Here is a 20,162-nt window from a genome sequence, read left to right as displayed (position 1 = left end):
CCCGCACCCCTAACCACCGTTCCAAACTAACGCAAGGATTTCGCCAATGACGACGACAATGCAAGCAGCAGTAGTAACCGAATTCGGCAAGGACCTCCAGATCCAGGAGCTCGCCATTCCCACCCCGGGCCGGGGTCAGGCGCTGGTCAAGGTGCTCACCACCGGCGTCTGCCACACCGACCTCCATGCGGCGGAAGGGGACTGGCCGGTCAAGCCGTCGCCACCGTTCATCCCTGGCCACGAAGGCGTGGGTGAAGTGGTGGCCCTCGGCGAGGGCGTCACTGACCTCGCCGTCGGCGACCTCGTGGGCAACGCCTGGCTCTGGTCAGCCTGTGGCGACTGCCAGTACTGCCGCTCTGGCTGGGAGACACTCTGCGAAGTGCAGAAGAATGCCGGCTACAGCGTGGACGGATCCTTCGGGGAGTACATGCTGGTGGACAGCCGCTTTGCGGCCAGGATCCCGGCCGGCTCGGACCCCGTGGAAGTGGCCCCAGTGCTCTGCGCCGGCGTCACGGTCTACAAGGGCCTGAAAATGACCGAGGCCAGGCCGGGGCAGTGGGTCACCATCTCCGGCATCGGCGGCCTGGGACACATTGCCGTCCAGTATGCGGTTGCCATGGGGCTGCGCGTCGCAGCCGTGGACATCGCGGACGACAAGCTCGCCCTGGCGAAGTCCCACGGCGCTGAACTCACCGTCAACGCCCTGCACGAAGATCCTGTAGAGGTCATCCAGCGAGAAACCGGAGGGTGCCATGGAGTCCTGGTCACCGCAGTACACCCGTCTGCTTTTGGCCAGGCGATCGGCATGGCCCGCCGGGGCGGGACGATTGTGTTCAACGGCCTGCCGCCGGGCGACTTTCCGGCGCCCATCTTCGAGATTGTGCTTAAGGGCCTGACGGTCCGCGGTTCGATCGTGGGGACCCGGCAGGACCTGGAGGAGGCGCTGGACTTTTACGCGCAGGGCAAGATCCACCCCACGGTTTCCACCCGCGGGCTCTCCGAGGTCAACGCTGTTCTTGACGAGATGAAGCACGCCAAGATCGACGGCCGTGTGGTCCTGAGGTTCTGATGCCCCAGGACAGGCTGGACGCCGCAGTGACGCTGCCCGGGGAGGACTTTTCCCGGGTGGCGCTCACCGCGGAGGCCGTGGAGCTGCTGAACAAACTCTGGCTCCAGCACGGGCCGCTGATGTTCCACCAGTCCGGCGGCTGCTGCGACGGCTCCTCGCCGATGTGCTACCCGGCCGGCGAGTTCATCACCGGCGATTCGGACGTCCTGCTGGGGCTGTTTGACCTGTCCGATGGGCTGCAGCCCCAGCCGCTGGAGTTCTGGATGTCCCGGGAACAGTTCAACTACTGGAGCCACACGCACCTGACAGTTGACGTGGTGCAGGGCAGGGGGAGCGGCTTTTCCGTCGAAGCACCCGAAGGCAAACGCTTCCTCATCCGGTCCACCCTCATGGACTGGCCGGCCTGACCAACCGCACCACGCACCAGCCACCCAGCACGCCACCCACCAGCGCGAACGGACACTTGGGGCCCTCCCGGCGAGGGCCTCAAGTGTCCTTTCGCGCTTAACCGGGGCGGCAGGGCGTCTCACGATGCGGGACAAATGTGATCGTCCAGTGGATGGACACTATCGTTGATGAGTCTGTTTCCAACACAAATCAGGAAGTGGAACTCCTTATGAACCTTCTCCGGACAAAATCCATCGAGCAGTCCATAGCTGACGCCGACGAACCCGGACGCAAACTTAAGCGGTCGCTCAGCACCTGGGACCTGATGATCATGGGCGTCGCCGTCGCTGTCGGCGCCGGTATTTTCTCAGTGGGCGCCAAGGCTGCCGCCAACTTCTCCGGCCCCGCCGTGACCGTGTCCTTCGCCATCGCAGCCGTGACGTGTGCCCTGGCCATCATGTGCTACGCCGAGTTCGCCACCGCCATTCCGGTTGCCGGGTCGGCCTACGTCTTTACGTACGCCACCATGGGCGAACTGCTTGCCTGGATCATCGGCTGGAACCTGATCCTGGAACTGTTCACCGCCGCGGCCGTGATCGCCAAGTACTGGGGCATCTACCTCAGCAAGGTGTTCGCGCTGATGGGGGCCGACGTGCCGCCCGCGCTGTCGCTGGGCGGCGTGGACCTCTACTGGGGCGCGTTCCTGATCGTTGCCGTCTTCACCGTGCTCCTGGTGCTGGGCACCAAGCTGTCGGCCCGCGTGGGCAACGTCTTCACCCTGATCAAGATCGCCGTGGTGCTGTTTGTGATCGTGGTGGGCTTCACCTACGTGAAGTTCGAGAACTACACGCCGTTCGTGCCCGCGGCGGAACCCACCGCCGGCGGCGCCGCGGACGTCCTGAAGCAGTCCTTCTTCGGTTTCCTCACCGGCGCCGCGCCCGCCCAGTACGGCACGCTGGGCATCTTCGCCGGCGCTGCCCTGGTGTTCTTCGCCTTCATCGGCTTTGACGTCGTGGCCACGTCCGCGGAGGAGGTCAAGAACCCGCAGAAGACCCTGCCGCGCGGCATCTTCGGCGGCCTGGCCGTGGTCACGCTGCTCTACATCCTGGTGTCCCTCGCGCTCACAGGAATGGTGTCCTACACCGACCTCGCGGCGGCAGAGACGCCCACCCTCACCACCGCGTTCGAGGCCGTCGGCAACACCACCGCGGCCAAGGTCATCGCCTTCGGCTCGCTGATCGGCCTGACCACGGTCATCATGGTGCTGCTGATGGGGCTGGCCCGCGTGGTGCTGGCCATGAGCCGCGACGGATTGCTGCCGCGCTCGCTGTCCAAGACCAGTGATAAACGTTCGACGCCGGTCCGCCTCCAGATCATCTGCGGCGCCGCAGTAGCACTCGTGGCAGGCCTGACCAATGTTGACCTGCTGGAAGAAATGATCAACATCGGCACGCTGTCCGCGTTCGTCGTGGTGAGCCTGGGCATCCTGGTGCTGCGCAAGAAGCGCCCGGACCTGAAGCCGTCCTTCCGCGTTCCGTTCGGCAAGGTCCTCCCGGTGGTTTCGGCCGTCCTGTGCCTGTACCTGATGACGAACCTCGCCGTGGAGACGTGGATCTTCTTCGCCGGCTGGCTGGTGATCGGCATCGTGATCTACTTCGCCTACGGTCAGCGGCACTCCCGCCTGAACGAAAAGTTCGCCGAAGCAAAGTCCGCCGTGGACGCCGCAGACTCCAGCGCGGACGCAGCAGTTGAGGACGAGGCACTTACCCGCCGGTAAGCGGCGGTAGCCCGCAGCAGCCCAAGCTGCAAACCAAGACAGAGGCACCCGTCCACCCCTTTGGTGGCAGGGTGCCTCTGCCGCTTAAGCCGCTTTTTGTGATCTTGCCGATAAGCGCTATATAGTCGTGCTTGAAGTTTTCGGGATAATATCCCGATAATCGGAAAACGTGCCTGAGGCACCCAAGAGAAATGGTGAACTGTGGCTGAGAACGATGTTGTTCGCAGTAAGTCGGCGGTCCTGGACCCCCAAGGCAATCAGGCAGCAAACGGAAGCGCGGACAAGGGGCCCGTCCGCAGGGCCGCATGGGCCGGCCTGATCGGCACCGCGCTTGAGCAGTACGACTTTGTGATCTACGGAACCGCGTCGGCGATCATCTTCAACAAGATCTTCTTCCCGAACATTGACCCCGCCATCGGCATCATCGCCGCGTTCGGTGCGTACGCCGTCGGCTTCGGGGCACGCCCCCTCGGTGGCCTGTTCTTCTCCAAATACGGTGACCGGCTGGGACGCAAGTGGGTGCTGGTTGCCACGCTCTTCCTGATGGGCATCGCCACGTTCGCCATCGGCCTGCTGCCCACGTACGAGCAGGCGGGCATCTGGGCCCCGACGCTGCTGGTTGCCTGCCGCTTCCTCCAGGGCTTCGGCGCCGGCGCTGAACAGGCGGGCGGCGTGGTCCTGGTTGCGGAAACGGCGCCCAAGGGTACCCGTGGACGCTATGCCTCGCTCGTCTTCGTCGGCGCCGCCGCCGGCACCGCCATGGGCGCCGTCGTCTGGATCCTGGTGCAGATGATGCCCCGCGAAGCCCTGGAAGCCTACGGCTGGCGGCTGGTCTTCTTCTCCTCCGTCTTCGTGACCATCGCCGCTTACGTGATCCGCCGCAAGCTGAAGGAATCACCCGTCTTTGAGGAAAAGAAGGAAGAGGCCGCGGGCGTCATACGCGCCACTCCGGTGGCCGACGTCGTCAAAAACGGCCGCGCGGGCCTGTTCCGGGTCTTCTTTATGAATGTGGGCGCCAATGCACACTCGTACATTTTTCAGGTCTTCCTGGGCTCCTACCTGATCACGCAGCTCAAGATCGACGCGACGTTCATTCCCAAGGTCCTGCTGGTGGGCGCGCTCTTCGCCTGCGTCTCGGCGTACGCCTTTGGTAGCATGTCCGACCGCTTCGGCCGCCGCCGGATGTACCTCATCATCACGGCCTTCCTGTTTGTCTTCCCCATCCCGGCGTTCCTGCTGCTGAACACCGGAAACCTGTTCCTGATTTCGCTCGTGATCGTGCTGGGCTTCATCTTCGCCGCGCAGGGATCCGTGGGCGTCCAGGCAGCGTACTTCCCCGAGCTCTTCGGCTCCCGCTACCGCTACGCCGGCGTTGCCCTGGGCCGGGAGTTCTCCTCCGTCTTCGGTGGCGGCATCGCCCCGCTCATCTGCTCCGCGCTGGTCACCGCGTTCAGCGGCTCCTGGATCCCCGTTGCCCTCTACATGATGGCCATGATGGGCATCAGCCTGGTCACCACCATCAAAGCCCCCGAAACCGTCGATCGTGACCTGCTCACAGAAGAGGACGCCAAGTAATGACAACCACGCCCACCCGCATCGTCATCACCGACTGCGACCACGACTCCATCGCCATCGAGCAGGCCGTTGCCGACGCCGCCGGTGTGGAACTGGTCCTCGCCCAGTGCCGGACTGAGGACGACGTCATCGCCGCCGCAGCAGGTGCCGACGCCATCGTGGTCCAGTACGCCCCCATCACGGACCGCGTCCTCGCGGCCCTGCCGCAGCTGAAGGCGATCGGCCGGTACGGCGTGGGCGTGGACACCCTGGACGTCGAGGCGGCCACGGCCCGCGGCGTTGCCGTCTGCAACGTGCCGGACTACGGCACCGAGGATGTCAGCGACCACGCCATTGCCCTGGCCGTCAGCCTGGCCCGCGGAATCACCCGGCTGGACCGCGGCATGCGGCGCGGGGAACACTCGCTGCTCCCGGTCCAGCCCCTGCACCGGATGTCCACCAGGGTGTTCGGCGTGGTGGGCCTGGGCCTGATCGGCGCGGCCACCGCGCGCAAGGCCAAAGGACTGGGCTACACGGTGATCGGATCCGACCCGCTCGCTGAAATCGGTACGACGACGGCGGATGGAGTCGCCGTCGTCGGGTTTGAGGAAGTGATTTCCCGCGCTGACGTGGTGTCCCTCCACGTTCCGCTCAACTCCCATACGCACCACCTGATTAACGCCGGCGTGCTCGCGCAGATGAAACGTGGCGCTGTGCTGGTCAACACCTGCCGCGGGGGAGTCGTGGACACCGCTGCGGTTGCCGACGCCCTGGCCAGCGGCCAGCTCTACGGCGCCGGGCTGGACGTCTTCGAAGAAGAGCCCCTGGCCCTGACCAGCCCCCTGATCGGCTGCGAAAACGCCGTGCTCACACCGCACGCCGCCTGGTACAGCGAGGAATCCTATGCGGAACTGAAGCGCCGCACCGTCGAAAACGTCCTCGAGGTGTGTGCCGGACGTATGCCGCGCAACGTGATGAACGCAGGAGTGTTGGTATGAGCGTAGAACTCGTGAATACCACCATGCGCGCCGCCGTATGGACGGCGCCGGACACCATCGAGCCGCGGCAGCTGCCCCTGCCTGAAATCCCCGCCGGCTGGGCCCTGGTCCGGACGGAAATGACGGGGCTGTGCGGCACCGACTTTTCCATCCTGCACGGGACGCACCCCCGCGCCGAGGCTCCCCTGGTTATGGGCCACGAGATCACCGGCATCGTGGAGGCCGCGGCGGAAACCGGCCCGGCAGCGGGCACCCGGGTCACCGTGGAGCCCCTCATCCACTGCGGTGAATGCCACCCGTGCAGTGGCGGCGACACCCACGTCTGCCGGGCGCTGAAACTGTACGGCATCGACGTCGCCGGTTCCCTCGCCGAGTACGTGGCCCTGCCGGCCTCAGCGCTCATCCCGGTCAGCGACTCCGTGCCCCTCCAGGAAGCAGCCCTCGCCGAACCCCTGGCCGTGGCCGTCCACGCGGTATCCCGGGCCGGGCTTGCTGGCGGGGAACGGGTGATGGTCTTCGGCGCCGGGCCAATCGGCATCCTGACAGCCCTGGTGGCACGCCATCAGGGAGCCGGCAGTGTCCTCATTTCGGAGCCCTCCGAGGCGCGCCGCCAGGTGGCCGAAGAACTTGGGTTCGCCACGGTGGCGCCGGGGGTCGGCCCCATCGAGGCCATCCTGGCCGCCACCGGCGGGGACGGCGCGGACATCGTCTTCGACTCCGCCGCCCACCCCACGGTGGCCGCGATGCTGCCCCGGGCCGTCCGCGTGCGCGGCACCATCGTCCTGGTGGGCGTCTACAAAAAGCCCGTCGAACTCGACCTCCAGGCCCTGACCTTTGCGGAGAACACCGTGGTGGGCGTCCGGGTCTACACCAGGGCGGCCGTGGAACGCGCGGTGGAACTCATCGAAAGCCGTGAGCTGGGGCTGGACCGCATTCCCACCCAGGTGTTCGCCCTTGAGGACACCCGCCAGGCCTTTGACCAGGCGATGGCGTCCGGACGCGTCCTCAAAGTCTTTGTCAGTCCAGCCGCGGCGCCCGCCGCGAAAACCCAGGAAAGCTCATGAACCAGACACCACAGAAATCGCCGTTTGATCTCAGCGGCAAAACCGCGGCCGTGACCGGTGCATCCCGCGGGATCGGCTTGGGCATTGCCCTCGGGCTGGTCAACGCCGGCGCCAGCGTTGTGGCACTCCAGCGCGGCCCGTTGGCCCCGGAACTGGCCGCCGCCGCAGAAAAGGCCGGCGTCAGCGCCGCCGCGGTCCACGTGGACCTGGCCAGCGAAGAATCCGTGGCCGCCGCCACGGCCGAAACCCTCGCGGCGCACCAGATCGACATCCTGGTCAACAACGCCGGAACCCAGATCCGGCACGACGCGACCGAGTTCCCGCTGTCAGATTTCGACCGCGTGATGGCCATCAACACCCGCGCCGTCTTCCAGCTGTGCCAGGGCTTCGGCGCCCCGATGGTGGAACGCGGCGGCGGGAAGATCATCAACATGGCCTCCCTACTGACCTTCCAGGGCGGCCTGCGGGTTCCGGCCTACGCGGCGTCGAAGGGCGCCGTGGCGCAGCTGACCAAGGCGTTGTGCAACGAATGGGCGCCCCGCGGCGTGAACGTCAACGCGGTTGCGCCGGGCTATATCGCCACTGACATGAATGAGGCCCTGCTGGCGGACACCCGGCGCCACGAACAGATCTCCGTGCGGATCCCGGCGGCACGCTGGGGAACCGGCGGCGACCTCGCCGGGGCCGTGGTGTTCCTGGCCTCCCCGGCCGCGGACTACATCCACGGCGTGGTACTGCCGGTCGACGGCGGGTGGCTGGCCCGATGAGCGATCGCCAGAGCCCTCCCGTTTCCGCCATCCTGCAGGAGAACCCTGTGGTGGCCGTCCTCCGCGCCCGGCATGCCCGCGAATACGCGCCGGTCATCGACGCCCTGCTCAGGGGCGGCGTCCGGTCCATCGAACTCACGCTCAGCACCGAGGGCGTGTTCGACTTCCTGCCCGACATCAAACGGCAGTTCGGCGCCGACGCGGAAATCGGCGTCGGCACCGTCACCTCCGGCCACCAGGCTGCGCAGGCGCTCGACGGCGGCGCGGACTACCTGGTGACGCCCGCCATGGTGACGGACGTGATCCGCGCGGCGGTTGCGGCCGGCGTTCCGGTCTTCCCCGGCGGGCTGACGCCCACCGAACTGCTGACCGGCATGCAGGCGGGGGCAACGGCCGTGAAGCTGTTCCCGGCCTCCACCGTCGGCCCGGCCTACATCGGGCAGCTGCGCGGGCCCTTCCCGGACATGAGGGTCATTCCGTCCGGCGGCATCGGCATCGATGACGCCGCTGACTGGATCGCCGCGGGGGCGCTTGCCGTCAGCCTGGGCGGACCGCTGCTCCGTGACGCGTTCTCCGGTGGCGACCTCGCCGCCCTCACCGCCCGCGCCCGGCAGCTCAGCTCCCTGGTGGCGGACGCCGTCCAGGCGAGGGGTGCCCGGTGACCTTCACCGACGTCGTCACCCTCGGCGAAACGATGGGCCTGATGAAGGCCGAAACGCCGGGTCCGCTGGCCCAGGTCTCCTCGCTCAGCCTGGGCATGGGCGGCTCCGAGAGCAACTTTGCCATCGCGCTGCGGCGCCTGGGCACCTCGGTGACCTGGGTTGGCCGCGTCGGCAACGACAGCCTCGGTGACCTCGTGCTGCGTGAGCTCGCCGCCGAGGGGATCGTGGTGGACCCGCTGCGCGACGAGTCGGCGCCCACCGGCCTCATGATCAAAGAGCGGCGCACCATGGACCAGCTCAAGGTCTGGTACTACCGGGCCGGAAGCGCGGGCTCCCGGCTGTCCCGGGAGGACATCCCGGCCGAACGGATTGCCAACGCCCGGCTGCTGCACCTCACGGGCATCACGCCCGCGCTTTCGCCGGAGGCGGCCCGGGCGGCGCAATATGCGCTGGAAGTTGCCCGTGAGGCAGGTGTCCTCGTCTCGTTCGACCTCAACTACCGTGCCGCGCTGTGGTCCGCCGACGAAGCCCGGGACGTCTTCCGGAGCTTCATTGCCCAGGCAGACATCGTGTTCGCCGGGGACGACGAAGCCGCCATTGCGGTGGGACAGCCCGATGACTCCCTGGAGCTAGCCCGCCGGGTCGCCGCCCTGGGCCCGCGCCAGGCGGTCATTAAGCGCGGAGCCTCAGGCTGTGCCGCGGTGATCGATGGGGTGGAATACGTGCAGGACGCCGTCCGCGTCAACGCCATCGACACCGTGGGGGCCGGCGATGCCTTTGTGGCCGGTTACATCTCTGATCTGCTGGCCGGCGCCTCGGTGCAGGAGCGGCTGCTGACCGCGGTCCGCACGGGAGCCTTTGCCTGCCTGGTCCCCGGCGACTGGGAAGGCATGCCGCGCCGGCACGAACTGGCCATGCTGGACGCCACGGAACCGGTGGCACGCTGAGCCGGGGTTGAACCCGCAGCCGGAGCTGATCCCGTAAGGCAGGGCATGATTCGGCAGGGCCTGGATCGGCGCGTGGGCGCTAGATCCAGGCCCTTTCGAATCCTGGCGGCAGGCAGCGGCTGAGCTCCGGCTGCATGTCCTTGAGCAGTGCCACGAGCGACTCAATCCGTTCCTGGGTCATGTACACGCTGGGGGCTGAGATGGAGACAGCGGCCGCGACCTTGCCGAGCAGGTCCGGGATCGCGATCGCAACACAGGTGATGCCGAGTTCGTTCTCCTGGTCATCCAGCGCGTAGCCGTCTGCCCTGGCCTGGTCCAGCACCGCCCGGAACGCGTCAACGTCCTGAATGGACCGGGGTGTGGCGATCGCCGCGGTATCGAAGGCGCGGACGGCCTCGTCATTTCCGTACTCGGCCGCCAGCAGGGCCTTGCCCATGGCGGTGTTCTGCGCCCGCAAACGCGCCCCCGGGCGGGACGCCATTTCAATGCCGCGGTGGCCGCGGGCCTTGGCCAGGTACAGCACATCGTCGCCGCTGAGGATGCCCAGGTGCGTGGTGTCCTGCGTTGTCTTGGCAATGCCGGCCAAGATGGTCTGGACGGTGTCGGGGAGGCTGATGTTTGCCTCCGCCTTTGTGCCGAGTTCCAGCAGTTTGATGCCCAGGTGATAACTGTGGTCCGGCTGCTGGCTGAGATACCTGCCTGCCACGAGGGAGGTCAGCATACGGTGGGTGGCGGAGCGGCTGAGGCCTGAGGCCAGGGTGATGTCCTCCAACCGGTGGGCGCCCGCAGCAACGTGGTCGAGCAGGCTGAGTCCGCGCTCCAGCGTCCGGGCCCCTGCGGGATTAGCTTCCATGCCCCAATTATCCCACGTATAGGGAGTACTCCCACCTAAAGGGATGGCCGGACGAGTGATGACTTTCGGGTCCCGCTGCCTCCATAAGATGGAGCCATGGCCCGCACCGCAAAACCGGAGCGCACAGCAGAGCTGCTGAGCGCGATCCTGGTCTACCACTTCGGAAACCGGGAACAGCTCATCTCCGAAGTCATCCGCTCCATCGAGTCCCGGCTGGACAACATGCGAAACACAGATGTGCGGGACATCGACCGTGATGCCTGGCGGGCATACCTGCTGGAGTCGTGGCAGTGGACCATGGCGCAGCGGAACCGGCACCTGGCCCGGCTCGAATTCGAGGCGACGGCACAGGATATTGTCGCCGCCGAGCCAAGGGGAGCGGCCCAGGAGCACTTCCGGATGCTGCACCACAAGACCCGGGACTGGCTGATGGTCCAGGGCATCGCCGAGGAGTTTGCTGACACCGACGCGCGGCTCTTTACCTCCACGTTCTACGGTCTGCAGTTCGATTTTGTAGTGATGAACTGCGCTGTCACGGTGCAGCGTGCCGTCCCACCCAATCCACCAGGGGCCGCAGCTGGTCCCAGAGGTCGGCGATCTTTGGGGCCGCCCCGGGTGTGCCGGCCCAGTCCGGCTGGCCGAGCTCGATGCCGGCGGAGAGCGACTTGTGCTTGAGCAGCTCCGCCCGGGGATGGTCCCGGTCATAACCGCGCGGCACCGTCTTGAGCTTCTCGCCCTCTACCGCAAAGCCGGCAGCGGCCACGCCGTCCACGATGTGCCGCAGTGACTCGCCCGTCCCGGAGGCATCCACGGAATTCCGGAATCGGACCACCTGCGCCGGAGAATGCGAGTGGTACCCGCCCCCTACCAATAGCCCGTCGGCACTGATCTGCAGGTAGTACCCAACGCCCTCCTGGGCGGACGCGAACGCTCCCTGGGCGGTCTTGTAGGGCGATTTGTCCTGCGAGAACCTGATGTCCCGGTTCGGCCGGAAGATTTTGCCCGGCCCGAATCTCGGTTCCAGCTCGGCGAGCAGGGCCGTGACCGGATCCCGCACCAGGGTGTTGTAGCGGTCCTTGTGTTCCAGCCACCACTCCCGGTTGTTGTTATGTTCAAGCTCGGCGTAGAACTCAAATGCCCCGGCGGGGATGCCCTCGAATGTAGTCATGCAGCGATCCTAGGGACAGCCCGGTGGCCGGACCAGAGCACCGGGTGCCTATGTGGAAAGACTCGTTAAACCGCCGCTGATCGGGACAAAATCGCATCCCTGTCCACCATCCGGAAGCTTACGTATCATGAGGATAACGATGGGCGGGTGTAGTTGACCCTTCAACGTCTGATGCCTGAGACTTGATAGTGAACGTTTGTTCGGACTGCGAACAAGTGGCGCATGCGGCCTTACCCGAATGCCAGTGCACAAAGGAGTGTCATGAAACGTCGTACCGTTATCGTTGCCCTTGCCGCAGCATCCGTCCTGGGCCTGTCAGCCTGTGGGTCCGGTTCACCGAGTTCCCCCGGCGGCGCCACAGCCACCTCCGGTGGCGGCGATGCGACGCTGACCAAGGTCAGCGTCGGCGTCATCCCGATCGTCGACTGCGCCCCGATCTATCTGGGAGACAAGCAAGGGTTCTTCAAGGATGAGGGCCTGCAGCTGGATATCCAGACGGCCACCGGCGGGGCGGCAATCGTTCCGGGCGTGGTCAGTGGCAGCTTTGATTTCGCGTTCTCCAACCTGATCTCGGTCATGGTGGCAAAGGACAAGGGCCTGGATCTGAAGTTCGTCGCCAACGGAGTGTCCACCACCGGTGAAAAGGGGAATGACGTCGGCGGCGTTGTGGTCGCGGCCGGGTCAAGCATCACGTCTGCGAAGGACCTCGCCGGCAAGACTGTCTCGGTGAACAACCTCTCCAACATCGGCGACACCACCATCAAGTCGGTCATTGAAAAGGACGGCGGCGATCCCGGCAGCGTGAAGTTCGTTGAGGTTGCCTTCCCGGACGCCCCGGCGGCCCTGGCCAACAAGCAGGTGGACGCAGCATGGATCCTGGAGCCCTTCCTGTCCAGGGCTGTGGCTGAAGGCGGCACGATCGTCTCCTCGAACTTCGTTGAGATGAGCCCGGAACTGGACATCGCCGGGTACTTCACCAAGGGGGACACCGTCAAAGGGAAGGCCGAGCTGACTGCGAAGTTCACCCGTGCCATGAACAAGTCCCTTGAGTACGCCCAGGCGCACCCGCAGGAGGTCCGGGACATCGTGGGGACCTACACGAAGATCGACGAGGCCACCCGCGCCAAGATGGTCCTGCCGCGCTACCGCGTGGAATTCAACAAGGACGCCTTCAAGACCCTCGGTGATGCCGCCGCAAAGTACGGCACGCTGGCCAAGGCACCGAACGCAGGCGACCTGCTCCCGTGAGTGCAGACGCTCTAACTCCGGCGGTCCCGTCACCAGTGCGCGACGGGACCGCCGGCAGGTCCGCAAACTACCCGTGAAACAGCTGCTCGGCCTGGCAGGGATCGTAGGATTCCTGGGCACGTGGGATCTCATTCCACGGCTGGGCATCATCAATGAACGCTTCCTCCCACCGGCCAGCGAAGTCATTGTGGCTCTGGTGCGGGACTTCGGCCTCACCGCCTTCTGGATCGCCGTCGGCGAAACCATGACCGCATGGTTCCTGGGCCTCATCATCGCGGTGGGTCTCGCCGTGCTGCTGGGTTTTGTCATTGGCTCCAGCGACTTCCTTCGCAAAGCCACCAACTCCACCGTGGAATTCCTGCGCCCCATCCCGTCGGTGGCGCTGATTCCGCTGGCGGTGCTGCTCTTCGGGGTGAAGATTGAATCGTCCCTCATGCTGATCACCTATGCCGCCTTCTGGCAGGTCCTGATCCAGGTCCTCTACGGCGTGGCCGACGTCGATATGGTGGCCAACAACACCGCAAAGACGTACGGTCTCGGCCGGATGGCACGGATCAGGTACGTCGTTTTCCCCACAGCATTGCCCTACCTGATGACCGGCGTCCGGCTGGCCGCCACAGTGGCGCTGGTCCTGGCCATCACGGCGGAACTGGTGATCGGGTCGCCCGGCCTCGGCCGTGAAATCGCCCTAGCCCAGTCCGGCGGCGCCATCTCAGGTATGTACGCCCTGGTGCTTGCCACCGGCCTGATCGGCGTACTCATCAACGTCCTGATGCGCTACGTCGAGAAGAAGACCCTGTCCTGGCACTCCTCCGTCCGGTCCGAGGTGATCGTATGAAAGCCCTGAAGACCCTCGGCTACGTTCTGGCACTGCCTGTCCTGCTGGTCCTCATGTGGTGGGCCTCGACGCTTGGGGCCGCCAACTTCTTCGTCCCCACTCCGGCCGCGCTGGTGGGGAAGTTCGGGGAGGTCTGGTTTGGCCCCCGTTTCTTCTCCGACGTGCTGCCCAGCGTCGGCAGGCTCCTGATTGGCGTTGTCGCGGCGATTATCGTCGGCGTCGTGGGCGGCGTCCTCATCGGCTCGATCAAATGGCTCCGAGCGCTGCTGGAACCCACGCTGGAGTTCTTCCGCGCGATCCCGCCGCCCGTCCTGGTCCCGGTCCTGATCCTCCTCATGGGCATCACAGACACCATGAAGGTCGCGGTGATCATTTCCGGCTGTGTCTGGCCGGTCCTGCTGAACACCATCGAAGGTGTCCGTGCCGTGGACGGGGTGCTCTCGGACTCGGCCCATACGTACGGCATCGACGGCTGGGCCCGGGTCCGGTACCTGGTGCTGCCTTCGGCCAGCCCGCAGATCATGGCCGGCGTGCGACAGTCGTTGTCCCTGGGGCTGATCCTGATGGTCATCTCCGAAATGTTCGCCTCGTCCTCGGGGCTTGGCTTTACCATCGTCCAGTTCCAGCGGTCCTTCGCCATTCCGGAAATGTGGTCCGGCATCGTGGTGCTCGGTCTGCTGGGTGTGGCCATGTCGTTCATCTTCCAGTGGGCCGAGCGGAACATCCTGCGCTGGTACCACGGTCAGAAAGAGGTAGAAAATGCAGCCTGACACAACCCCGGCGCCAGCCGGGAAGACACCGCCGTCCGAGAATACGCTGCCGGAGGCGATGCTCTCGGTCCGTGGCCTGAAGAAGGTGTACCAGACCGACGGCGGCGACATCGAGGCCTTACGCAACCTGACCTTTGACCTGCGCGCCGGCGAGCTGGCCTGCCTGGTGGGCCCGTCCGGTTCCGGCAAGACCACGCTCCTGAAGTGCATTTCCGGGCTGATGGCCCCCACCGAGGGCGAGGTGCTGCTGGACGGCAAGCGCGTCTCAGGGCCGCCGAAGAAGATGGCCGTGGTGTTCCAGGAGTACGGCCGGTCCCTGTTCCCCTGGATGCGGGTCCGGGAGAATGTGGAGCTGCCGCTGAAGAACCAGGGTGTGGCCAAGGCCGAACGCGACAAACTGGTGGACGAGGCCCTCGAAGCTGTGGGCCTGTCCCACGTCCCGCGCTCCTACCCATGGCAGCTTTCCGGCGGCATGCAGCAGCGCGTGGCCATCGCCCGCGCCATCGCGTACCAGCCAGAGGTGCTGCTGATGGACGAGCCGTTTGCCGCCGTGGACGCCCAGACCCGTGCGGACCTCGAGGACCTGATTCGCATTGTGTGGAAGAAGCTCGGGATCACAGTGCTGTTCGTTACCCACGACATCGACGAATCGGTCTATCTCGGCGAACGGGTCATCATGCTCTCGTCCTCACCCACCGTGGTCCAGGAGGACATCGTCATTGACCTCCCGGAACAGCGTGACCAGCTCAATACCCGGGCCTTGCCGCGCTTCACCGAGCTTCGGCACCACGTCTATGAACAGATCCAGATCGCCAAGAAGGGCCACCGTCCCGCGGTGGCTGGCACGGCACGAGGCACGGCCCCGGCAGCCCCGGCGCAGCCCGCTCCCTCCGGCCGGGCGGACGTCGCCTAGGCTCGCTGCCGCCAACGAAGCATCCCCGCAGCAACCAAAACACCCCGCCACGGGCATTCCGTGGCGGGGTGTTTTGCTGTGGCCCAGGGCCGCAAGAAGGGGAATTAGCCGATCTTGTTGGCAGCCTCGGCGTCGGAGTCAGGGGAGCCCGCACCCAGGTTGGCGCGCAGCTTGGCGCCGAGGTCGGCGTCAACGTTGGTCCAGTACTGGATGGCACGTTCCTTGATTTCGGAGTTCTTCACGCCGCCCACCGCACCGGTGATGGTGTCCAGCAGGCGGGCCTTGGCGCCGTCGTCGAACACCTCGCGGTACAGCGTGCCGGCCTGGACGAAGTCGCCGTCCTCGGCGTGGAGGGAGTGTGCGGAGAGCGTGAGCTCGCCGTCGTTCTCCCAGCCGCCGGCCGGGGACGCCGGCTCAACTGCGGCGGGGCCGTTGAAGGAGTTGGGGGCGTAAACCGGTACGGACGGGGCGTTGAAGTGGTAACGCCCGGCGCCGTCCTGGCTGTAGTTGTTGACCTGGTTCTTCGGCTGGTTCACCGGGATCTGGGCGTGGTTGGTGCCCACGCGGTAGCGGTGTGCGTCCGCGTAGGAGAAGATGCGGGCCTGCAGCATCTTGTCCGGGGAAGCGGCGATGCCCGGCACGAAGTTCGACGGCGCGAAGGTGGCCTGCTCGATCTGTGCGAAGTAGTTCTCCGGGTTCTTGTTCAGCTCCATGGTGCCCACGTGGATCAGCGGGTAGTCCGAGTGCGGCCACACCTTGGTGAGGTCGAACGGGTTGAAACGGTAGGCCTTGGCGTCTTCGTACGGCATGACCTGGACGTGCAGTTCCCAGGACGGGAAGTTGCCCTCGGCGATGTTGTCCTGCAGATCGCGGATATAGAAGTCCGCGTCCGAGCCGGCCAGCTCTGCAGCCTGGTCACCGGACATGGTCTTGACGCCCTGGTTGGACTGGAAGTGGTACTTGACCCAGAAGCGCTCGCCCGCGGCGTTGATCCACTGGTAGGTGTGCGAGCCGTAGCCCTGCATTTCACGCCAGGAGGCCGGCAGGCCGCGGTCGCCCATGAGCCAGGTGACCTGGTGTGCGGACTCGGGGGACAGGGTCCAGAAGTCCCACTGCATGTCGGCGTCGCGCAGGTGGGTGCCCGGGAGGCGCTTCTGGGAGTGGATGAAGTCCGGGAACTTGATGCCGTCGCGGATGAAGAAGACGGGAGTGTTGTTGCCCACGAGGTCGTAGTTGCCCTCGGAGGTGTAGAACTTGACGGCGAAACCGCGGGGGTCGCGCCAGGTGTCCGGGGAGCCGTTCTCGCCGGCGACGGAGGAGAAGCGGATCAGCATCTCGGTCTCGACGCCCGGCTGCAGGAACGCGGCCTTGGTGTACTTGGAGATGTCCGAGGTGGCCTTGAACGTACCGAACGCGCCGCCGCCCTTGGCGTGCACTACGCGCTCCGGCACGCGCTCGCGGTTGAACTGGGCGAGCTTTTCGATCAGGTAGTGGTCCGTGAGGATGATGGCGCCGTCGGCGCCGACGGACTGTGCGTGCGCGTCAGAGGTGACGGGCGCGCCGGACTGGGTTGTTGAGATGTTCGCAGTCATTTTTCTCCTATTTCTCGATTACTTGGGACGTTTCAGAAGGAAGTTTTTGGGACTCTTGGCAGTCCTGGCAGATGCCCTGGTACATCACGTCGGCGATCTGGATGGTCATCGGCTTGGAGTTCTCATCCCAGTGCGGGGTGAGGCAGGGCGCGTGCCCGACGGCGCATTCGACGTCCTCCACGAGGCCGCAGCTGATGCAGATGGCGTGGTGGTGGTTGTCACCGACGCGGGTCTCATACAGGGCGGGGGAATGCGGCGGCTCGAAGCGGCGCAGCATGTGCAGATCGGTCAGGTCTCCGAGGACCACATAGACAGACTGCGCGGTCAGCTCGGGAAGCTCGGTGCGCGCGGCGGCCAGGATGCTCTCCGCGGGGGAGTGCGGGTGATGTTCGACGGCGGTCAACACGGCGAGCCGCTGTTTGGTCACCCGGCGGCCGTGGGCACGCAGGGCAGCAGCCCATGCATCGTGGCCGCCAAAGTGTTCCGTCATGCCTCTATTGAAACACTTATTATGAGTCGATCACAATAAGGCTTGGCTTACCTTCGGCAAGTCCAGGAATTCCTGCATGGGATTGAGGGCTTCTCCGGCCGAGCGGCCCATGGCATGGACTTCCAGGCCGCCGGGTCCGGGCTCCGGCACCACACAGCTCAGCCCGGTCACTCCGGGGCGGGCTGCCAGGCCCTGCACAGCGGCGGCCAGCGCCAGCAGATGGCCGGGTGTCAGGACGGGACCGCCCGACGCCGGCGGCAACGCCGGTGCGAGCACCGTGTGATGCGCCCCGGCCTTGAACTCCGGGGCCCTTGCAGTGATTTCCGGGAAGGCGCCGTCCACCGGCGGGCGCTCCACAGCCAGCCGGCGCAGGGCGGTGCGGAGGCCGCCGTCGTACTCTTTGAGCTCTTCCGCTGCGGCCGGCACCCGGCGCTGAACGGGAAGGCGCAGCTGTTCGCCGGGCGTGACCGGCTCGGCGTCCCAGCGGCCGAACACGTGGAAGGTGGGGGTGGAGGACTCAGCCTCCGGTTCGCCGATGGCCGCGCCGATGGGGTGCCACTGGTGGGCAAACACCACGGTGCAGCGGCTGGCACCCAGAACCTCGGCGAGGGCCTGCCGGGCAATGTTGTGGCAGTGCAGCCAGTCGGTGGCCGAGCGGAGATCGAACGCGATGGCCGGATTCGTGAGCCGGATCAGGAGATGGCCGGCGTTCAGGGCCGTCCGGGGCCGGGCAACCTCCCAGAAAGCCGAGGCAAAAAGCAGCCGCCTGGACACGTTCATAAGCCAACTCCCTTCCCCCGCCCGAGGATACCAAGCGTGTGACAGAACAGGACACGGCTGCGCCATTAGGGTTGCAGGGTGGGGAAACTGCTGGCCGATATCACACCGCTCCGGGAGAGCCCGGCCTTCCGCCGGCTCTGGCTGGGTTCCGCCGTCTCGGCCGTGGGGAGCCAGCTCACGCTGGTGGCCGTGAGCCTGGAGGTGTACCGGCTCACGCAGGACAGTTTCTATGTGGGACTGCTGGGTGTGTTTGCGTTGGTGCCGCTGGTGTTCGGCGGCCTGCTGGGCGGGTCCATCGCCGACTCCCACAACCGCCGCACGGTGGCGCTCCTGGCAACCTCTGTCCTGTGGCTGACCACCGGCCTGATCGCGCTGCAGTCCTGGCTGCAGCTGGGGAACGTCTGGGTCCTCTACCTCCTGGTGGCGCTGCAAAGCGGCGCCCAGGCCATCAACCAGCCGGCACGCAGCGCCATCATCCCCACGCTTATCCGCAAGGAACTGCTTCCCGCGGCCAACGCGCTCAGCATGATCTCGTTCGGTCTGGCCTTGACGGTGGGACCCCTGCTGGCGGGGGTGCTGGTGGCGTGGGTGGGCTTCGGCTGGACCTACACCATCGACTTCATCAGCTTCGCGTTTGTGCTTTGGGCGGTTTTCAGGCTCCCGTCCATGCCGCCGTCGGGAAGTGCCGGGCGGGCCGGGATCCGGTCTGTCATCGAAGGGTTCCGGTTCCTGGGCACGCGGCCCAACCTGCGGATGACCTTCATCATCGACCTTGTGGCCATGATCCTCGCCCAGCCGCGCGCGCTGATGCCGGCCATCGGTGCGCTGATGATCGGCGGCGGCGAAACCACGGTGGGCATCCTGCTGGCCTCCAGCGCGGTGGGCGCGTTCCTGGCCGGCCTGTTTTCCGGGCCGCTGGGCCATATCCGGTGGCAGGGGAGTGCCGTGGTGTGGTCGGTGATGGGCTGGGGCGCCTCGATTGCGGGCTTCGGCGTGGTGGTGCTCCTGGCGGGCCGGACGGACGACGGCGGGGCCACCCTTTGGCTGGTCCCGGCGGCTTTGTGCTGCGCCCTGGCAGGAATTGCAGACTCCATCAGTGCCGTCTTCCGCAACACCATCCTGCAGGCCGCTGCGCCGGACCACCTGCGCGGACGGCTCCAGGGGGTCTTCATTGTGGTGGTGGCCGGCGGGCCGCGCGTGGGTGACCTGCTGGCAGGCGGCGGGACTAAGATTTTGAGTGAGGGCTGGGTCCTGCTGCTGGGCGGGGTCTTGTGCATCGCGGTGGCCTGGCTGGCGGCACAGCTGCAGCCGGGTTTCCGGAAGTACGATGCCCACGACCCGCTGCCTTAGGATCCTGCCGTGTTGGGGCAAACTTGTCAGGGCGACTTTGTCAGGGGCGACGTGGAGGAGTGGACGTGCACAAGCATTACAACGGCCTGAAAACTGCGGCTCTCTTTGGTGTCCTGTGGGCGGTGCTCCTGGGCCTGGGCGGACTGATCGGGATCAATACCCGCAGTTCAGCGCCCATCTGGATCATGGCCCTGATCGGCGTGGCCACCACCGCCTACGGCTACTGGAACAGCGACAAGATTGCCATCCGCTCCATGCAGGCCTACCCCGTCACGGAGGCCCAGGCGCCACAGCTGTACCAGATAGTCCGGGAACTCTCCGTCCGGGCCAACCAGCCGATGCCGCGCATCTACCTCTCACCCACCATGAACCCGAACGCGTTCGCCACCGGCCGGAATCCCAAAAACGCCGCCGTGTGCTGTACGGAGGGGATTCTGCAGCTGCTGGATGCCCGCGAGCTGCGCGGGGTCCTGGGGCACGAGCTGATGCACGTGTATAACCGGGACATCCTCACGTCCTCGGTGGCAGCCGCGGTGGCCGGCGTCATCACGTCCGTGGGCCAGATGCTGCTGTTTTTCGGCGGCGACCGGCGCAATTCCAACCCGCTGGCCATGCTGGCGATGGCGCTTTTGGCACCGTTTGCCGCCTCCCTGATCCAGCTCGCCATCTCCAGGACCCGCGAGTACGACGCCGACGAGGACGGTTCGCAGCTCACCGGCGATCCGCTGGCGCTCGCCTCAGCCCTGCGCAAGATTGAGCAGGGCGTCAGGATCGCGCCGCTGCCGCAGGAGCAGAAGCTGGTCAACGCCTCGCACCTGATGATCGCCAACCCGTTCCGTGGCGGGGCGATGACCAAGCTGTTCGCCACGCACCCGCCCATGAAGGACAGGATTGCCCGGCTGGAACGGATTGCCGGCCGGCCGCTGAACTGAGAC

At 66.1% G+C, this 20,162-nt stretch carries 19 protein-coding genes and 1 pseudogene; 15 read left to right on the top strand and 5 right to left on the bottom strand.

The window, feature by feature from the left end:
- The first annotated feature begins 46 nt into the window (after nucleotides 1–46).
- From adhP to AC3IT0_RS16435, 9 genes are all read left to right on the top strand, one after another.
- Nucleotides 47–1,069 carry an alcohol dehydrogenase AdhP gene (adhP, locus tag AC3IT0_RS16475; RefSeq protein WP_489320762.1) on the top strand — a complete coding sequence of 341 codons (1,023 nt, stop codon included), beginning with the start codon at nucleotides 47–49 and terminating at the stop codon, nucleotides 1,067–1,069.
- Nucleotides 1,069–1,476: a DUF779 domain-containing protein gene (locus AC3IT0_RS16470; RefSeq protein ID WP_489320761.1), complete on the top strand. Its 408-nt coding sequence runs from the start codon at nucleotides 1,069–1,071 to the stop codon at nucleotides 1,474–1,476. Before adhP ends, AC3IT0_RS16470 begins: the two co-directional genes overlap by 1 nt.
- Before the next feature lie 209 nt (nucleotides 1,477–1,685).
- The gene (locus tag AC3IT0_RS16465; RefSeq protein WP_489323826.1) at nucleotides 1,686–3,233 is read left to right on the top strand and encodes an amino acid permease; all 1,548 of its coding nucleotides are present in this window, start codon (nucleotides 1,686–1,688) and stop codon (nucleotides 3,231–3,233) included.
- A 201-nt stretch (nucleotides 3,234–3,434) separates the two neighbouring features.
- Nucleotides 3,435–4,808: an MFS transporter gene (locus AC3IT0_RS16460; protein ID WP_489320760.1), complete on the top strand. Its 1,374-nt coding sequence runs from the start codon at nucleotides 3,435–3,437 to the stop codon at nucleotides 4,806–4,808.
- A complete protein-coding gene (locus tag AC3IT0_RS16455; protein ID WP_489320759.1) occupies nucleotides 4,808–5,785 on the top strand; it encodes a C-terminal binding protein in 978 nt (325 codons plus the stop codon). Before AC3IT0_RS16460 ends, AC3IT0_RS16455 begins: the two co-directional genes overlap by 1 nt.
- On the top strand, nucleotides 5,782–6,849 hold the full coding sequence (locus AC3IT0_RS16450; protein ID WP_489320758.1) for a zinc-dependent alcohol dehydrogenase: 1,068 nt from the start codon (nucleotides 5,782–5,784) through the stop codon (nucleotides 6,847–6,849). Before AC3IT0_RS16455 ends, AC3IT0_RS16450 begins: the two co-directional genes overlap by 4 nt.
- Nucleotides 6,846–7,616 carry an SDR family oxidoreductase gene (locus AC3IT0_RS16445; protein WP_489320757.1) on the top strand — a complete coding sequence of 257 codons (771 nt, stop codon included), beginning with the start codon at nucleotides 6,846–6,848 and terminating at the stop codon, nucleotides 7,614–7,616. The genes AC3IT0_RS16450 and AC3IT0_RS16445 overlap by 4 nt, the downstream gene beginning before the upstream one ends.
- A complete protein-coding gene (locus AC3IT0_RS16440; protein WP_489320756.1) occupies nucleotides 7,613–8,278 on the top strand; it encodes a bifunctional 4-hydroxy-2-oxoglutarate aldolase/2-dehydro-3-deoxy-phosphogluconate aldolase in 666 nt (221 codons plus the stop codon). Before AC3IT0_RS16445 ends, AC3IT0_RS16440 begins: the two co-directional genes overlap by 4 nt.
- The gene (locus AC3IT0_RS16435; protein ID WP_489320755.1) at nucleotides 8,275–9,225 is read left to right on the top strand and encodes a sugar kinase; all 951 of its coding nucleotides are present in this window, start codon (nucleotides 8,275–8,277) and stop codon (nucleotides 9,223–9,225) included. The genes AC3IT0_RS16440 and AC3IT0_RS16435 overlap by 4 nt, the downstream gene beginning before the upstream one ends.
- 79 nt (nucleotides 9,226–9,304) lie before the next feature.
- On the opposite strand, the gene AC3IT0_RS16430 is transcribed toward AC3IT0_RS16435, so the two are convergent.
- Together AC3IT0_RS16430 and AC3IT0_RS16425 are read right to left on the bottom strand one after the other, a co-directional pair.
- Complete coding sequence (locus tag AC3IT0_RS16430; RefSeq protein WP_489320754.1) at nucleotides 9,305–10,078, bottom strand: IclR family transcriptional regulator; 774 nt, start codon at nucleotides 10,076–10,078, stop codon at nucleotides 9,305–9,307.
- Between the two features lie 532 nt (nucleotides 10,079–10,610).
- On the bottom strand, nucleotides 10,611–11,246 hold the full coding sequence (locus AC3IT0_RS16425; RefSeq protein ID WP_489320753.1) for a DUF2461 domain-containing protein: 636 nt from the start codon (nucleotides 11,244–11,246) through the stop codon (nucleotides 10,611–10,613).
- Between the two features lie 261 nt (nucleotides 11,247–11,507).
- Here AC3IT0_RS16425 and AC3IT0_RS16420 point away from each other — a divergent pair, with 261 nt between their 5' ends.
- The 4 genes and pseudogenes from AC3IT0_RS16420 to AC3IT0_RS16405 form a co-directional block, all read left to right on the top strand.
- The gene (locus AC3IT0_RS16420) at nucleotides 11,508–12,494 is read left to right on the top strand and encodes an ABC transporter substrate-binding protein (RefSeq protein ID WP_489320752.1); all 987 of its coding nucleotides are present in this window, start codon (nucleotides 11,508–11,510) and stop codon (nucleotides 12,492–12,494) included.
- A 73-nt stretch (nucleotides 12,495–12,567) separates the two neighbouring features.
- Nucleotides 12,568–13,332 carry an ABC transporter permease gene (locus AC3IT0_RS16415; protein ID WP_489320751.1) on the top strand — a complete coding sequence of 255 codons (765 nt, stop codon included), beginning with the start codon at nucleotides 12,568–12,570 and terminating at the stop codon, nucleotides 13,330–13,332.
- Nucleotides 13,329–14,102 carry an ABC transporter permease gene (locus AC3IT0_RS16410; protein WP_489320750.1) on the top strand — a complete coding sequence of 258 codons (774 nt, stop codon included), beginning with the start codon at nucleotides 13,329–13,331 and terminating at the stop codon, nucleotides 14,100–14,102. Before AC3IT0_RS16415 ends, AC3IT0_RS16410 begins: the two co-directional genes overlap by 4 nt.
- Nucleotides 14,103–14,265: 163 nt before the next feature.
- Nucleotides 14,266–15,015: pseudogene (locus tag AC3IT0_RS16405) on the top strand (ABC transporter ATP-binding protein); the annotation flags it as partial.
- Between the two features lie 104 nt (nucleotides 15,016–15,119).
- On the opposite strand, the gene AC3IT0_RS16400 reads toward AC3IT0_RS16405, so the two are convergent.
- The 3 genes from AC3IT0_RS16400 to AC3IT0_RS16390 are packed head-to-tail and all read right to left on the bottom strand — an operon-like array spanning nucleotide 15,120 to nucleotide 17,877.
- The gene (locus AC3IT0_RS16400; protein WP_489320749.1) at nucleotides 15,120–16,607 is read right to left on the bottom strand and encodes a catalase; all 1,488 of its coding nucleotides are present in this window, start codon (nucleotides 16,605–16,607) and stop codon (nucleotides 15,120–15,122) included.
- Nucleotides 16,608–16,614: 7 nt separating this feature from the next.
- Nucleotides 16,615–17,097 carry a Fur family transcriptional regulator gene (locus AC3IT0_RS16395; RefSeq protein WP_489320748.1) on the bottom strand — a complete coding sequence of 161 codons (483 nt, stop codon included), beginning with the start codon at nucleotides 17,095–17,097 and terminating at the stop codon, nucleotides 16,615–16,617.
- A gap of 30 nt (nucleotides 17,098–17,127) precedes the next feature.
- Nucleotides 17,128–17,877, bottom strand: coding sequence for a hypothetical protein (locus tag AC3IT0_RS16390; RefSeq protein WP_489320747.1), 750 nt, complete (start codon nucleotides 17,875–17,877; stop codon nucleotides 17,128–17,130).
- A gap of 78 nt (nucleotides 17,878–17,955) precedes the next feature.
- On the opposite strand from AC3IT0_RS16390, the gene AC3IT0_RS16385 reads away from it, so the two are divergent.
- Both AC3IT0_RS16385 and htpX read left to right on the top strand, forming a co-directional pair.
- The gene (locus AC3IT0_RS16385) at nucleotides 17,956–19,227 is read left to right on the top strand and encodes an MFS transporter (RefSeq protein ID WP_489320746.1); all 1,272 of its coding nucleotides are present in this window, start codon (nucleotides 17,956–17,958) and stop codon (nucleotides 19,225–19,227) included.
- A 65-nt stretch (nucleotides 19,228–19,292) separates the two neighbouring features.
- On the top strand, nucleotides 19,293–20,159 hold the full coding sequence (htpX, locus tag AC3IT0_RS16380; RefSeq protein ID WP_489320745.1) for a zinc metalloprotease HtpX: 867 nt from the start codon (nucleotides 19,293–19,295) through the stop codon (nucleotides 20,157–20,159).
- Nucleotides 20,160–20,162 lie beyond the last annotated feature (3 nt).

It is taken from the genome of Pseudarthrobacter sp. KH_020_B (assembly GCF_057840185.1).
Note: the sequence above shows the minus strand (reverse complement) of the source record. Positions and strands in the feature narration are given on the sequence as shown.